The 13,749-nt window shown below is 71.9% G+C and carries 10 protein-coding genes; 3 read left to right on the forward strand and 7 right to left on the reverse strand.

Annotation, left to right across the window (positions count from 1 at the left end):
• Positions 1-57 precede the first annotated feature (57 nt).
• Positions 58-1,341 carry an ABC transporter substrate-binding protein gene (locus MTS1_RS06440; RefSeq protein WP_023952462.1) on the reverse strand — a complete coding sequence of 428 codons (1,284 nt, stop codon included), beginning with the start codon at positions 1,339-1,341 and terminating at the stop codon, positions 58-60.
• Complete coding sequence (locus MTS1_RS06445) at positions 1,338-3,356, reverse strand: DUF2264 domain-containing protein (RefSeq protein WP_023952464.1); 2,019 nt, start codon at positions 3,354-3,356, stop codon at positions 1,338-1,340. Before MTS1_RS06445 ends, MTS1_RS06440 begins: the two co-directional genes overlap by 4 nt.
• A 137-nt stretch (positions 3,357-3,493) precedes the next feature.
• On the opposite strand from MTS1_RS06445, the gene MTS1_RS06450 reads away from it, so the two are divergent.
• The 3 genes from MTS1_RS06450 to MTS1_RS06460 are packed head-to-tail and all read left to right on the forward strand — an operon-like array spanning position 3,494 to position 8,135.
• Positions 3,494-5,377, forward strand: coding sequence for a heparinase II/III family protein (locus tag MTS1_RS06450; protein ID WP_036304674.1), 1,884 nt, complete (start codon positions 3,494-3,496; stop codon positions 5,375-5,377).
• Positions 5,374-6,489: a substrate-binding domain-containing protein gene (locus MTS1_RS06455; protein ID WP_036304675.1), complete on the forward strand. Its 1,116-nt coding sequence runs from the start codon at positions 5,374-5,376 to the stop codon at positions 6,487-6,489. Before MTS1_RS06450 ends, MTS1_RS06455 begins: the two co-directional genes overlap by 4 nt.
• Complete coding sequence (locus tag MTS1_RS06460) at positions 6,486-8,135, forward strand: DapH/DapD/GlmU-related protein (protein ID WP_023952469.1); 1,650 nt, start codon at positions 6,486-6,488, stop codon at positions 8,133-8,135. Before MTS1_RS06455 ends, MTS1_RS06460 begins: the two co-directional genes overlap by 4 nt.
• A gap of 58 nt (positions 8,136-8,193) precedes the next feature.
• Here the strand turns inward: MTS1_RS06460 and MTS1_RS06465 are convergent, their stop codons facing one another.
• The 5 genes from MTS1_RS06465 to MTS1_RS06485 are packed head-to-tail and all read right to left on the reverse strand — an operon-like array spanning position 8,194 to position 13,594.
• Complete coding sequence (locus MTS1_RS06465) at positions 8,194-9,324, reverse strand: glycerate kinase (protein ID WP_023952470.1); 1,131 nt, start codon at positions 9,322-9,324, stop codon at positions 8,194-8,196.
• A gap of 1 nt (position 9,325) precedes the next feature.
• The gene (locus MTS1_RS06470; RefSeq protein ID WP_023952471.1) at positions 9,326-10,363 is read right to left on the reverse strand and encodes a LacI family DNA-binding transcriptional regulator; all 1,038 of its coding nucleotides are present in this window, start codon (positions 10,361-10,363) and stop codon (positions 9,326-9,328) included.
• Positions 10,364-10,372: 9 nt separating this feature from the next.
• The gene (locus MTS1_RS06475) at positions 10,373-11,260 is read right to left on the reverse strand and encodes a sugar phosphate isomerase/epimerase (protein WP_023952472.1); all 888 of its coding nucleotides are present in this window, start codon (positions 11,258-11,260) and stop codon (positions 10,373-10,375) included.
• A complete protein-coding gene (locus tag MTS1_RS06480) occupies positions 11,257-12,459 on the reverse strand; it encodes a dihydrodipicolinate synthase family protein (protein ID WP_023952473.1) in 1,203 nt (400 codons plus the stop codon). Before MTS1_RS06480 ends, MTS1_RS06475 begins: the two co-directional genes overlap by 4 nt.
• Positions 12,460-12,469: 10 nt before the next feature.
• Complete coding sequence (locus tag MTS1_RS06485) at positions 12,470-13,594, reverse strand: Gfo/Idh/MocA family protein (protein ID WP_036305132.1); 1,125 nt, start codon at positions 13,592-13,594, stop codon at positions 12,470-12,472.
• Positions 13,595-13,749: the final 155 nt, after the last annotated feature.

A 13,749-nucleotide genomic window follows, 5' to 3' on the forward strand; every position in this document is an offset into this window, starting at 1 on the left:
GCGCGGGGATGCCGCGCCGGCCGCGGGGCGCCGTCGGTGGGGCGACGGCGCACGGGATCAGTCGAGACCGACCTCGTTGGCGACACGGTCCTCGGCCTCGCTGATGGCCTGCTCGACCGGGGTCGAGCCCGACAGGATCGCGCTGTGCATGTCGTTGAGGATGTTCTGGATCGCCGCCGTCTTGTTCGACGTCGGGTTCTCGGGGTGGACGTCACCCGTCGACCACGCGAACGTCGACAACTCGTCCGTCGGTGCGCCGTCGACGGCGAAGTACGCCTCGGTCACGGCGTCGTTCGACGCGGCCGGCGTGATGCCGATCTTCGCCAGCTCCTCGGCGGCTTCCAGGCTTGCGGCGTAGGCCAGGAAGTCCTTCGCGGCCTGCACCTTGGCGCCGTCGATGTTGGCGTTGATCGAGAAGCCGGTCGGGTCGCCGAATGTCACGGGCGTGTTGTCCATGCCCGTGGTCGACGCGTCGAGCTGCGGGATCGGCGCGATGCCCCACTCGAAGTCGTTGGCCTCACCCGAGGCCTGTTGCGAGATCAGGGTCGCGACGTACCAGGTGCCCATCGGGAGCATCGCGGCCTTCTGCGTGCCGAACTCGCCCTGATAGGTGAGCTGGTTGGCCGTCGAGGTGTTGAAGTCGACCTGCGCACCGGCGTCCTGCAGGGCGAGGACGCGGTCGTAGTAGTCGGCGAAGTAGCCGTAGTCGCCCGAGAGCACGTCGGTGTCCTCCTGCGCCGAGGCGAAGCCCTGCACGGTCGACTGCCAGCGGTGCTGGTAGGCGCCCTTCGCGACGCCCGCGGTGGTGATCGCCTCGGCGGCCGCGTCGTAGTCCTCCCACGTCCACGAGCCGTCGGGATACTCCTGCCCCGCTGCGTCGAAGAGCGCCTTGTTGTAGAACAGCACCCAGCGGTCCTGGCGGTAGGGCACGCCGTAGGCGGTGCCGTCGACCTCGTACGACGAGGCGCCGCCGACGCCGTCGGGCAGCTCGACGTCGGAGACGTCCATGAGCTGGCCGCCCTCCTGGAAGGTCGTGACGAACTTCACCTCTTTCTGGGTGATGATGTCGGGTCCGACGCCGGCCGCCAGGTCGGCGGTGACCAGCGTGTTGTATTCGGCCGCGTCGTACTGCTTGAGCTCGATCGTGACGTCCGGGTTCTTCTCGTGGAAGGCGTCGGCGAGCACCTGGAACTCGGGAGTGGTGTCGAGGCTCCACCCCGACAGGGTCAGGGTGACGGGGCCGTCGGCGGTCTGGGCGGGCTCGGATCCCCCGCCGCAGGCGGCGAGCGACAGGGTGGCGACGACCGCCATTCCCGCCGCGGCTGCGAACTTGCGCTTCATGCGTGCTGCTCCTTTGCGATTGCGTGCGAGATCCCACGTCGGACCTCGTGGTGCCGAAGCGCCGGGGCAGGCGGTTCGGAGTCGATGAGACGGCTGACGGTGCGGGCCCCATCGGGCCAGGTGACCGTGACCGTGGCGCCGTCGATGTCGACGGCTGCGTGCGGTGCGCTGTGCTCTCCCCCGGCGAGGTCGAGCAGGGCGACGACGGGCTCGCCGACGCGCACCTCGTGCTCGATGACGGGTACGAGGGTGCGGACGCCGAGCGGATCCGCGTCGGCGCGCGACACCAGCCCCGCGACGCCGGCCGGGAGGAGTGCCCGGATGCCGCTGCTGCGGCCCCGCGACGACACCCAGGCTCCGGTGTCGTCGGTACCACCGACGACCTCGTCTCCCGAGAGCGGCCAGCCCCCGAGGCGCAGGCGCAGCGTTGCGGCATCCTGCCCCGGCGCGAGCGCATCGACGACGACGATGCGGACCTCCGACGATGCGCGGACGATCGAGGTGGTCGCGATGGTGCCGACGGATAGGGTCTCTCCGGCCAATCCCGATCCATGACGGTGCGCGGTGGGGGCCGGGTCGACGAGATGCGCGTCCCACGTCGATGCGGCGATGCCGACGTGCCCCTCCGCGCCGCCCGGGACGCGTACGTCTCGCAGGGTCATCGCCGTGCGATGCGTCGCACGCCCGTAGCGATCGACGAGGGCGACCGACTGCTCGAGGGGTTCGAGCCAGCCGCGCTCGTCGGCGATCGGCGAGGTGGCTGTGGAGTAGCCCAGGCGCGCGTAGAGCGGCGAGTCGGTCGTGCGGGCCCCCGGGAGCGCGTGGTCGGTGCCGTGGTTGACGACGCGCACGATGCCGTCGGCGGTGGTGCCCGACACGATCCAGCCGGGCGAGACGATCGCGCGCAGCACGTCGCCCTGCTCGATCGGCAACGGCTCGGCCGGAGCGGTCCAGACCGGGTGGTCGGCGGGCAGCAGGAGCCCGAGGAACCCCTTGACCGCCCAGTAGGGAGAGCCCGGGCCCGAGTACGACTGCGCGAGCTCACGCCACGCGCCGTGCCAGCCCATCGTGAGGATGCCGTCGGCGTCGGGTGCGCCGCGTTCGGCGAAATGCGTCACGATCCGATCGGCCGCGTGGCGCAGGCGTCCCGGGCTGTGCGAGGGAACGTCCGCGATGACGCCGGCCCAGAACGGGGCGGCCGCAGCGAATCGGTAGATGAGGCTGCGGCCCTGGATGAGGGGCGAGCCGTCACCGCCGACCAGAGCGAGTGCGTCGTGGAGGAACGCGTCGAGGCGGGCGACGTCGGCGTCATTCCGGTCGCCGGCGAGGTCGGCGGCGCCCGTCATCCGCGCCCACAGGATCGGATAGACGTGCAACGCCCAGCCGACGTAATGGTCGTACGAGCGCTCGTCGCCGTCGGAGAGCCAGCCGCCCTCGCGCACGAACGAGTCGTGACGGGCGAGGTCGGCGGCGATGTCGTCGGCCGACCACGGCCCGCCGACCGACCGCAGGAACGTCTGCACGACGATGCGGAACCAGACCCAGTTGGTCTGCGGGTAGGTGTCGTCTCCGACGACGGGAGCGAGGTAGTCGACGACGCGCTGCTGCGTGAGGGCGTCGAGGCGGTCCCAGATCCAGGGACGGGTGAGGTCGAGGACGAGGGCGATGGATGCCGCCTCGACCTTGGCCTGCGCGTGCTCCTCCATCCGGACCCACCGGTCGGGCGCCTCGGGATCGACGCCCGAGACGATGCCGCGCGAGTAGTGCGCGATGATCTGGTCGACTCCCTCACCCCGTGCCCCCGCGATGCGGAAGCCGGCGAGGAGGAAGGTGCGTGCGAAACCCTCGAGCCCGTCGACGGCGTGTCCGTAGCCGCCTTCGGCACCCGGGAAGTGGATGCGGCCGGCACCGGGCGTCGCGTGACGGCGGGCGGCGTCGAGCAGAGCATCGGCTCGGGCGACCCAGGCGTCTCGGACCGTCTCGCCGTGGGGCGGGTTCGGGTGCTCGGAAGTCACCGGTTCTCCTTCGAAGGGCTTCTCGGTCGTCATCGTTGATCGCGACCGATTCGGAGATTAGCAACCCGTTTCGATCATTGCAAGATTCTCTTCGTTTCCTTATGATCGTTTCTGATCACTTTGTGCAAAGGAGCCCCGTGCAGTGGAACATCGTTGGGTTCGCCGGTCCCCTCGCCGCCACGTGCGGCGGCACCCCGGCGCGCCTCCGGCCGCCCGCCGAAGCGCTTCCCGTGCCCGCGGCGGAGCGCTGGGCTGCGCGGGTCTCGCCTGACGTCGGTCGCCGCCTCGTCGACCGCGCGCGTGCCGACCTCGACGCGCCGTGGCCGCAGCCCCGCGCAAGTGCCGCCGCGCGCGTGCATCGAGATGGCGACCGAGACGGATACGAGCAACAGGTCTTCGCTCGCCAGCGACGACTGAGCCGGGCCGTGGTCGCGGCGCTGTCGGACGACGATCCGAGATATCTCGACGAAGTCGCCGACGGCGTCTGGCTGCTCTGCGAGCAGTCGACGTGGTGCTGGCCCGCCCACGATGACACCTATGCGCGGCGTGGGTCGGTTCTCGCGACCGTCACCGATCCCTTCCTCGATCTCGGCGCGGGAGAGGTGGTCGGACAGCTCGCGTGGACCGATCACGTGCTCGGGCGCCGGCTCGACGAGCGATACCCCGGGCTGCGGCAGCGCATCCGGCACGAGGCCCGCACGCGCGTCATCGAGCCGTTCCTCTCGCGACGCGACTGGCACTGGCTCGGACTCGACGGGCACGTCCACAACTGGAATCCCTGGATTCACGGGAACGTACTGGTCGCCGGGCTCGTCCTGTGCGAGGAGGGCGTTGAACGCGATCAGCTCGTCGCCCTGGTGGCACAGGGCCTGGACCGCTACGTCGCCGCGCTGCCGGCAGACGGCGCGATCGACGAGGGATACGCGTACTGGTGGAACGGTGCGTGCCGGGCGCTCGAGGCTCTCGACCTGCTCGCCTACGCCACCGATGGGGCGTGGGATCCGGTGCCCGAGGTGGAGTCCCTGCGCGAGACGGTCGCGTTCCCCCATCGCTCGCACCTCGGCGGCCCGTGGTACGTCAACCTCGCCGACGGCCCGGCCCGTCCCCCGGCCGATCAGCCCTGGCACGCCCTGCACCGGGCGGCTCGCGCCGTCGGAGACGACGAGGCCCGCCGCCACGCCGTCGCGCAGCACCGCAACGATCTCCCCGCCACCGAGGAAGCCGGGCTCGGTCGCCTGCTGCGCGCCCTGACGGACGACGCGTGGCTGACCGAGACGCGCGGTTCCAGCCCCCTGCCCGCCGAGGTCTGGCTGCCGTCCACCCAGGTCTGGCTCGCCCGTGGCCACGCGGGCAGCGCCGCCGGACTCACCATCGTGATGAAGGGCGGCCACAACGACGAGAACCACAACCACAACGACGTCGGCTCGATCATCGTCGCCTCCGACGGCGTCCCCGTGATCGTCGATGCCGGCCGCCCGACCTACACGGCGCAGACCTTCGGCCCGGACCGATACGACATCTGGACGATGCAGAGCGACTGGCACAGCGTGCCCCGCATCTCGGGCGCGGCACAGCCGCACGGCACAGCCTTCGCGGCATCCGATCCGGTTCTCGTCCGAACGGATGATATGACCGCGCTGGATCTCGAGATCGGCGGCGCCTACCCCGCCGGCTCGGTACGCTCATGGCGACGCCGGGCTGCGCACCACCGCTCGGGACACGTCACGATCGACGACAGCTGGGAAGCCGCCGGACCGGATACGCAGGTGCGCCTGCTCCTCGCGGGCTCGGTGACGACCGGCGACGGATGGGCTCGCGTGAGACCACTCGACGGCGCAACCCCGGTGCGGATCACGTGGGCCGCCGGCGCACAGCACACCCTCGTCGTTCGCGAGCTCGACGATCCGATGCTGACCGACGTCTGGGGCGACCGCCTCAGCCGGCTCGCCGTCGACGTCGACGGTCGTACCGAGCTGCGTGTCACGGTAGAACAGGAACGGAACGAGGACGAGCGACCATGACCGACCCCACACCGGCGCTGCTGGCCGCCGAACGCCGCGCGCACATCCTGGCGACGATGGAGCGCGAGGGCGCCGTCCGCATCTCGCAGCTGACCGAGGAGCTCGGCGCCGCCACCGTGACCCTGCGACGCGATCTGGCGCAGATGGAGCAGGAGGGACTGCTTCAGCGCGTGCACGGCGGCGCCATCCCCGCGACCGGGCAGCACGCCCATTCACCGGCGGGCTCGTCGGGCGCGGAGACTTCGACGGGGTCGATCGCGGTGCTCGTGCCCTCGCTGAACTTCTACTGGCCCGGGGTCGTGCGGGGCATGGAGGCCGCCGCACGTCGTCACGGTTTGAAAGTCCACCTGCGGGGAGCCTCGTACGAGCTGCAGGATGAGCGCCCCGTCCTCGAGCGTCTGGTCGCGAGCGGCGACATCCGCGGCCTGATCGTCGCGCCGAACACCGACACCCCGCATTCGCAGGATGTCGTGCAGTGGCTCGCCGAGTGCGGCACCCCGAGCGTCCTGGTCGAGCGCGACGCCATCGTCCAGCCCGCCGGCGTTCCGGTCGAGGCCGTGACGACCGACCACGCCCTCGGCGCCGTTCTCGCGGCGCGCCACCTCGCGGCGCTCGGGCACCGCAAGGTCGGGCTGGTGCTCTCTCGCAATTCCCCCACCTCTCGCAAGATCGCCGCCGGATGGCAGGCCGCGTGCGAAGAGCTCGGGCTCACACCCGCCCAGCACATCGAGACGACGCTTCCCGACCGCGCGAGCGCGGAGTTCTCCGCTGCGGTCGACACGACGCTGGATCGCGCGCTCGGGAGCGGGGTGACCGCCCTGCTGGTGCATTCGGACCCCGAGGCGATGGCGTTCGTCGATCTGGCGCTCAACCGCGGAATCTCGGTGCCCGAAGACCTGTCGATCATCGCCTACGACGACGAGGTCGCCGAACTCTTCACGCCCGCCCTGACCGCCGTCGCCCCACCGCGCGTCAGTGTCGGCGAGACGGCGGTGGAGCTGCTGGTCTCCCGGATGGCCGACCCCGGTCGCCCCACCCGTCGGGTGATGCTCAACCCGACTCTCGTCGTGCGCGAGTCGACCGTCGCCCCGCGCGCGAAGGACCCGGCGTGATCGACCGCCACGACTACTCGCCGTGGGACTTCTGGTCCACGGCATCCGAGGAGAGCCGGCGGCGTCAGCGCGAGCATCAGGCAGCGCTGGCGGACGATCACGCGGACTGGTCGTTCGGCGACGAGTGCTTCATCTCGGAACTCGCGGCGCTCGACACCGAGAGCCTCGCCCTGGGCGACCGCTCGTACATCGCGGCGGGGGCGTACCTGACCGGCACCCTGCGCATCGGCGCGGACTGCTCCCTGAACCCCTCGACCGTCGTCCGCGGCGACGTCGTCTTCGGCGACGGCGTGCGGATGGGCGCGCACAGCTCCGTGCTCGGCTTCAACCACTCGATGGAGCCCGGGACGCCCGTCTTCCGGCAACCGCTCACCAGCCGCGGCATCCGCATCGGCGACGACGTCTGGATCGGCTCGCACGTCGTCGTCCTCGACGGGGTCACCGTGGGCGCGTCGGCTGTGCTCGCCGCGGGAGCCGTCGTCACGAAGGACGTGCCCGCGGGCGCGATCGTCGGTGGCAACCCCGCTCGGCTGCTGCGCTGGCGGGTGCCGCCCGTCGACTCGCCTCCCGAGTCGAACCGGCTGCACGCCCGCGTGTCCGCATTCGCCGAAACGGCCCGCTCCGATGCGACCGCCCTGCTCGCCCGCTGTTTCGACCCTGCGTCCGGGCTGTACGCCGATCGGGTAGGCGCTCCCCCGACAGTGCGCGCGCAGGGCGACGCCGTCGAGATCGCCGACCTGCTGCTGGGGTCGACGCCGCCGGGCAGCGATCCGTCCGAGCTGATCGATCGGCTGCGCGGCTGGCAGGACTCGGCGACGGGCGCCGTTCCCCCGCTCGGCTCGGTCGACATCGCCGGCTGGAACGACGGCGACACGGCCTATCACGTGCTCTCCGTCGGGTACGCGCTCGACCTGTTGGGGTCCGAGTTCGCCCACCCTGTCGGGCTCGTCACCCGAGCGACGGCCGAGTCCCTGATCGCCGGACTCGACGCGCTCCCTTGGGACACCGATCCCTGGAACGCCGGACACCAGGTCGATGCAATCGGCACCGCCCTGCTGTGGGCCCGGCGCCGGGGCGACCGGATCGCGCCGGGCGTGGCCGAGTCCCTCTTCGGATGGCTCGTGACGCAGGCGGATGCCGCGAGCGGCATGTGGGGCCGGCCTTCCGCCGACCGCGGCCTGCTGCTCGTCGTCAACGGCTTCTACCGGGCGACGCGCGGAACCTTCGCGCAATACGGCATCCCGGTTCCCCATCCCGAAGCCGTCATCGACACGGTGCTGCGACACGCCCGCGACGAGCGGTGGTTCGCCCCGTCACGACTCGACGCCTGCAATGTGCTGGACGTCGCGCATCCGCTCTGGCTCACGCGGGCAGCCGGCTACCGCCGGGCCGAGGTCGAGGACCTCGCGACGCGTCTGCTCGACCAGGTGCTCGGAGGCTGGCAGCCGGGAGCGGGAATGAGCTTCCGGCTCACCGAGACGGAGCCGGGGCTGCAGGGCACCGAGATGTGGCTCGCCATCGCCTGGTACCTCGCCGACCTGCTCGGAGTCTCGGACGCTCTCGGTTATCGCCCGCGCGGCGTCCACCGCCCCGAGCCCGCGGCACCCTCGCATCTCTCACTCAATGCACGGCCAAGCGCCGAGTGAACGACCTTCCTGCGTGAGCAAGCCGTGCGCTCGCGGCGGAGCCGTTCACTCGGGCGAGTCAACGGGCGAGCGCTGCGCCCGCCGCGCGGAGCCAGCGGGCGGGTTCGGCCAGCGAGGCTTCGGCCGATCCTGCGAGGTCGGTCAGCGAGACGGATGACGCGAACGCCGCGGTGTCGGCGTCAGCGGCGATCCGCCCGGCGACGAGGGCGGCCGGCACCCCGGCCCCTGCGGCGAGCTCGGCGACGAACGCGGGTACCTTGCCGGCCGCGGACTGCCCGTCGAACGACCCTTCGCCCGTGATAACGAGGTCGGCGCGGGCGATGGCGTCGGCGAGGTCGATGAGCGCCGCGACCTCACGAGCGCCGGGGCTCAGGCGCGCGCCCCACGCGAGCAACCCGAACCCGGTGCCGCCGGCGGCTCCGGCCCCCGGCGTGGCAGCGAGCGACGCCCCATCCGGCACGAGGTCGGCGAGCCGGCTCAGCGCCGCGTCGGCAGCGGCGACCTGAGCCGCGTCGAGCCCCTTCTGCGGTCCGAACACGGCGGCCGCACCCTGCGCACCGAGCAGCGGGTTCGACACGTCGCTCAGCACGTCGACGCCGCCCGCGGGAAGCGGCCGGAGCCCCGACAGGTCGGCGTGCGCGATGTCGGCGAGGCCTCGCGCGCCGGCGACGACGTCACGTCCGACGGCATCCGTGAACCGGGCGCCGAGGGCGCGCAGCATCCCGGCCCCGCCGTCGGTCGACGAGCTCGATCCGATGCCGAGCACGAGGCGGTCGACGCCGGCGTCGAGCGCGGCGACGATCGCCTCGCCGAATCCGGTGGTGTCGGCGTCGAGGCCGCGTCGCTCCTCGCCCAGCAATTCGATGCCTGACGTCGACGCGAGCTCGACGACACCGACCGAGCCGCGATCCGACGCCACCGGCCGGTCGCCGGGGGTCGGGGGAAGCAGCAGCCAGGACGTGTCGACGGGAGTCCCCGCGGGGCCCGTAACGGTGACGGGCATGCGCCGCGCCCCGGGGATCGCGGCGGCGAACGCGTCGAGCGTGCCCTCGCCGCCGTCGGCCATCGGGCGCAGTTCGACAACGGCACCGGCATCGGCCGAGACCCACCCCGCGGCGAGCTCACGGGCCGCCGCAGCGGCGGCGATGGATCCCTTGAAGCTGTCGATCGCGACGACGACGCGCGTCACGTCACGAGCTCCGCGGGGGCGTGCTCTCGCGCACGAGCACCTCGAGCGGCAGCGCGGGCGCGTCCTCGTCGGCCTCGGCGTCGACGGCTGCGCGGAGCGCGGTGTACCCGACGTCGGGGAGAGGCACGCGGACGGTCGTCAGAGGCGGCGTGACGTCGCGCCCCGTCGGGATGTCGTCGAAGCCGGCGAGCGCGATGTCGGCGCCCGGCTCGCGTCCCGCCGCACGCACCGCGGTGAGGGCTCCGATGGCCACGACGTCGCTGATGCCGAACACGACCGTTCCCGGCTCGACGCCGTCGGCGAGCGCGGCCGACATCGCCTCGGCTCCCGACTCGCGGCTGAAGCCGCCGCGGTACACCCGGGGCTCCGCTCCCCCGCCGCACGTGAAGCCGTCGGCGAAGCCGGCGAGGCGGTCGTCGCTCGTCACGACGCCCTCGGCGGCGGCGAGCACGATGGCCGAGCGGTAGCCGCGCGCGGCCAGCGCGGCGCCGAGCTCGCGCGCACCGCCGCGGTTGTCGATCGCGACGCTGCGGATGCCGGGGGCACCGGGACCCAGCGCGACGACCGTGCCGCCGCTCGCGGCGATGAGGTCGAGCTCGGTTCTCAGCTCGTCCGACATCTCGCGCGAGGTGCGCGAGGCGGCGAGGATGATGCCGCGGGGACGCTGACCGCGCAGGGCGCGCACGAGCCGCAGCTCGCGCGCCGGATCGCGCTCGGTGATGGCGACGGTGACGACGAGGCCGGCTTCATCGGCGCCTCGCGCGACGCCCGCCGCGAGCTGTCCGAAGTACGGGTCGGCGATGTCGGCCACGAGCAGCGCGACGATCGCCGACGTGCCGCGAGCGGTCGCCTGGGCCGACAGGTTGGCCGTGTAGCCGAGCCGGGCCGCGGCCTGCTCGACGCGTTCGCGGTACGCATCGGCGACCTTGCGGGTCGAGCCGTTCAGCGCTCGCGAGGCGGTCGCGAGCGACACCCCGGCTTCTCTCGCCACATCGTGCAGCGTGGCCGAGCCACGCGGCGACATCCCCGTCTGTCCCACGAGCCGAGTCTATGCGGTGGGGGTCCGCGCGCCCGAGAGGTGCGGCGTCACGGCCCCACCGAAGGCCTCGGCGGTGCGGCGCACGACCTCGGCGGGATCCGCGGCCCAGATGTCGGCGTTGAAGATCTCGACCTCGATGTCGCGGTCGTATCCCGTCGCCTCGACGGCCCGGGTCAGCGATGCGAAGTCGATGACCCCGTCGCCCGGGTAGTGGCGGCTGAGCAGGACATCCTCGGGCAGCGGCGTTCGCCAGTCGCACACCTGGTACGTCGCGATGCGCCCCTCGCGCCCGGCCCGCTCGATGGCGGGCAGGACGTCGGGGTCCCAGAAGATGTGGAACGTGTCGACGGTGGCGCCGACGACCTCGGGCTCGAAATCGGCAGCGATGTCGAGCGCCTGGCCGAGCGTGGAGACGACGCAGCGGTCGGAGGCGAACATCGGATGCAGCGGCTCGATCGCCAGCGTCACCCCCGCCGCTTTCGCGTGGGGGGCGAGCTCGCCGATCGCATCGCGTACCCGCTCCCGGGCGCCGACGATGTCGCGCGACCCCTCGGGAAGGCCGCCCGCGACCAGCACGAGGATCGCCGTCGAGCCGGGGGCACCGGCGACGGCGAGCGCGGCGGCCTCGTCGATCGCGACCCGGTTGTCGTCGATCGAGGAGCGCCGGGCGGGACCCTCCGGCATCGTGAAGAAGCCCGCCCGGCAGTGTGTGGTGAACCGCAGGCCCGAGTCCGTCAGCATGGCGGCGGCCGTGGTCAGACCGACCTCCTGCACGGGCTCGCGCCACAGGCCGATCGCCTCGATCCCGGCATCCGCGGTGACCCGCAGCGCGGTCGCGAGGTCGGCGTACTTGATCGTGGCCTGGTTGATCGACAGGCGCGGGTCGACGACGCTCATGCCCGGACTCCGTTCAGACGCAGCATCGCGTGCCAGCGGTCCGCGGCCAGTTCCGGCTGTTCGAGAGCTTGCGACGCGTTCGCGAGCTCGACGATCCGCGAGAGGTGCGGCAGGCTGCGCGCCGAGTGCAGTCCGCCGACCATCTGGAACGCAGCCTGATGGCCGTTGAGCCACGACAGGAAGGCCACGCCGGTCTTGTAGTAGAACGTCGGGGCCGCGAAGACCTGCCGGCTGAGCTCTTCCGTCGGCCCCAGGATCGCGAGGTAGCGGTCGGCGTCGCCCGCGTCCAGCGCCTGAATGGCGGCGGAGGCGACCGGAGTGATCGCCGCGAAGGCGCCGAGCAGCGCGTCGGAATGCTGCCGCGCCGAGGCGGGGTCGCGCTCGGGCTGGGTCGCCCGGGGCACGTCTGCGCCGCCGATGAGGCCGACGTAGTTGAAGTCGTCGCCGGTGAACATCCGCACGCCCTCGGGCAGCCGCTCGCGCACCGACACCTCGGACGCGGCGTCGAGCAGGCTCATCTTCACGCCCGCGACCCTGTCGGCGTTCTCTTCGATGACCTCGACGAGGACGTCGGATGCCGCGCGCCAATCGGGCGAGCCGAAGTAGCCCGCGAGGATCGGGTCGAAGGCGGTGCCGAGCCAGTGCAGGACCACCGGACCGGATGCCGCGGCCAGCACCTCGCGGTACACCCGGCGGTAGTCGTCGGCGGAAGATGCCGCGCGGGCGAGGTGCCGCGACGCCATGAGCACCGGACCCGCACCCTGCTCCTCGGTGAACGCGAGCTGGCTCTTGTAGGCGTCGATGACCTGATCGAGCGAGATGTGCTCATCGTCGACGTGATCGGTGTTGACGCCGACGACGACCGAGCCGCCCTCCTCGCGCGCGACCTCGGCCGATCGGGCGATGAGCTCGCGCGTCGCGGCGGCGTCGAGCCCCATGTTCCGCTGCGCGGTGTCCATCGCGTCGGCCACGCCGAGACCCCAGGAGTAGACGGCGCGGCGGAAGCCGAGCGTGGCGTCCCAGTCGATCTGAGCCGGCTGGCCCGGGGTGTTGTCGGCCGAGACGACGGGAACCACGTGGGCCGCCGCGTACGCGACCCGGCTGCGCAGCGGCGTCTCCGGCCGGGCGAACCCGGGCGCATCGTTCAGCGGAACGGAGGTGACGGCGCCGTCGGCGCCGAGGAGGGTGAGGTCGGTCATCGTGCGGCGCTCAGATGCTCAGAGCCGGAAGCTCGACCTTGCGGCCCTCGCGGCTCGACTGCAGGCCGGCTTCGGCGAGCTGCACTCCGCGGGCACCGGCGAGGAGGTCGAACTCGTAGGGAGTCTCGGTCGCGTACGAGGTGAGGAACTCCTCCCACTGCTGACGGAAGCCGTTGAGGAAGACGTCATTGGTGGGCACGTTCTGCCAGTCGGCGTCGTAATCGTGCGTGTCTTCGAGGTCGGGGTTCCACACGGGCTTCGGGGTCGCGTTGCGCGGCTGGATCTTCGCGCCGAACAGACCCACGACGGCGGAGCCGTGCGTCCCGTCGACGTGGAACTCGACGAGCTCGTCGCGGTTGACGCGCACCGTCCACGACGAGTTGATCTGCGCGACGATGCCGCCCTCGAGCTCGAAGACGCCGTAGGCGGCATCCTCCGCCGTGGCGGTGTAGTGCTCGCCGTTCTCGTCCCAGCGGTCGGCGATGTGCACGGCCGCCTGGGCGTAGACGGTCTTGACGTCGCCGAAGAGGTTCTCGAGCACGTAGTTCCAGTGCGGGAACATGTCGACGATGATGCCGCCGCCGTCTTCGGCACGGTAGTTCCAGCTCGGGCGCTGCGCGGGCTGCCAGTCGCCCTCGAACACCCAGTAGCCGAACTCGCCGCGCACCGAGAGGATGCGGCCGAAGAAGCCCGAGTCGATGAGGCGCTTCAGCTTCTGCAGGCCCGGGAGGTAGAGCTTGTCGTGCACGACACCGGTCTTCACCCCCGCCTCGGCGGCGAGCTTCGCGAGCTCGAGCGCCTCGTCGACCGACTCGGCGGTGGGCTTCTCGGTGTAGATCGTCTTGCCGGCGGCGATCGCCTTGCGCAGCGCCGACGCGCGGGCCTTCGTGACGAGGAAGTCGGCGTAGATCTCCCAGCGCGGATCGGCGAGGGCGGCGTCGAGGTCGGTCGTGTAGTCCTCGATGCCGTGCTTGGCGGCGAGGTCGGCGAGCTTCGCCTCGCTGCGTCCGACGAGGAGCGGCTTGACGGTGACCTTGGTCCCGTCCGGAAGCTCGATGCCGCCCTGGTCGCGGATCGCGAGGATCGAGCGGACGAGGTGCTGACGGTAGCCCATCCGGCCCGAGACGCCGTTCATGATGATGCCGATCTCGCGGACCTGCGGGGCGGTCGCCGTCTCCGGCGCGGGGCTGAGGGTGGTCGTCTCTGACACGGGCGTTCCTTTGCTTCGTCCGCTCACCGGTGAGGTGGTAAGCGCTTTCCCATACTGTAGAGGGCGGCCGTCCGCGGGCG

This window comes from Microbacterium sp. TS-1 (genome assembly GCF_000509385.1).
GTDB classification, from domain to species: domain Bacteria; phylum Actinomycetota; class Actinomycetes; order Actinomycetales; family Microbacteriaceae; genus Microbacterium; species Microbacterium arborescens.

Bases quoted from the DNA above. Each gene is read 5' to 3' on its own strand.
- MTS1_RS06440 (WP_023952462.1), bottom strand. From the start codon at position 1,341: ATGAAGCGCAAGTTCGCAGCCGCGGCGGGAATGGCGGTCGTCGCCACC.
- MTS1_RS06480 (WP_023952473.1), bottom strand. From the start codon at position 12,459: ATGACCGACCTCACCCTCCTCGGCGCCGACGGCGCCGTCACCTCCGTT.
- MTS1_RS06455 (WP_036304675.1), top strand. From the start codon at position 5,374: ATGACCGACCCCACACCGGCGCTGCTGGCCGCCGAACGCCGCGCGCAC.
- MTS1_RS06475 (WP_023952472.1), bottom strand. From the start codon at position 11,260: ATGAGCGTCGTCGACCCGCGCCTGTCGATCAACCAGGCCACGATCAAG.
- MTS1_RS06485 (WP_036305132.1), bottom strand. From the start codon at position 13,594: ATGAACGGCGTCTCGGGCCGGATGGGCTACCGTCAGCACCTCGTCCGC.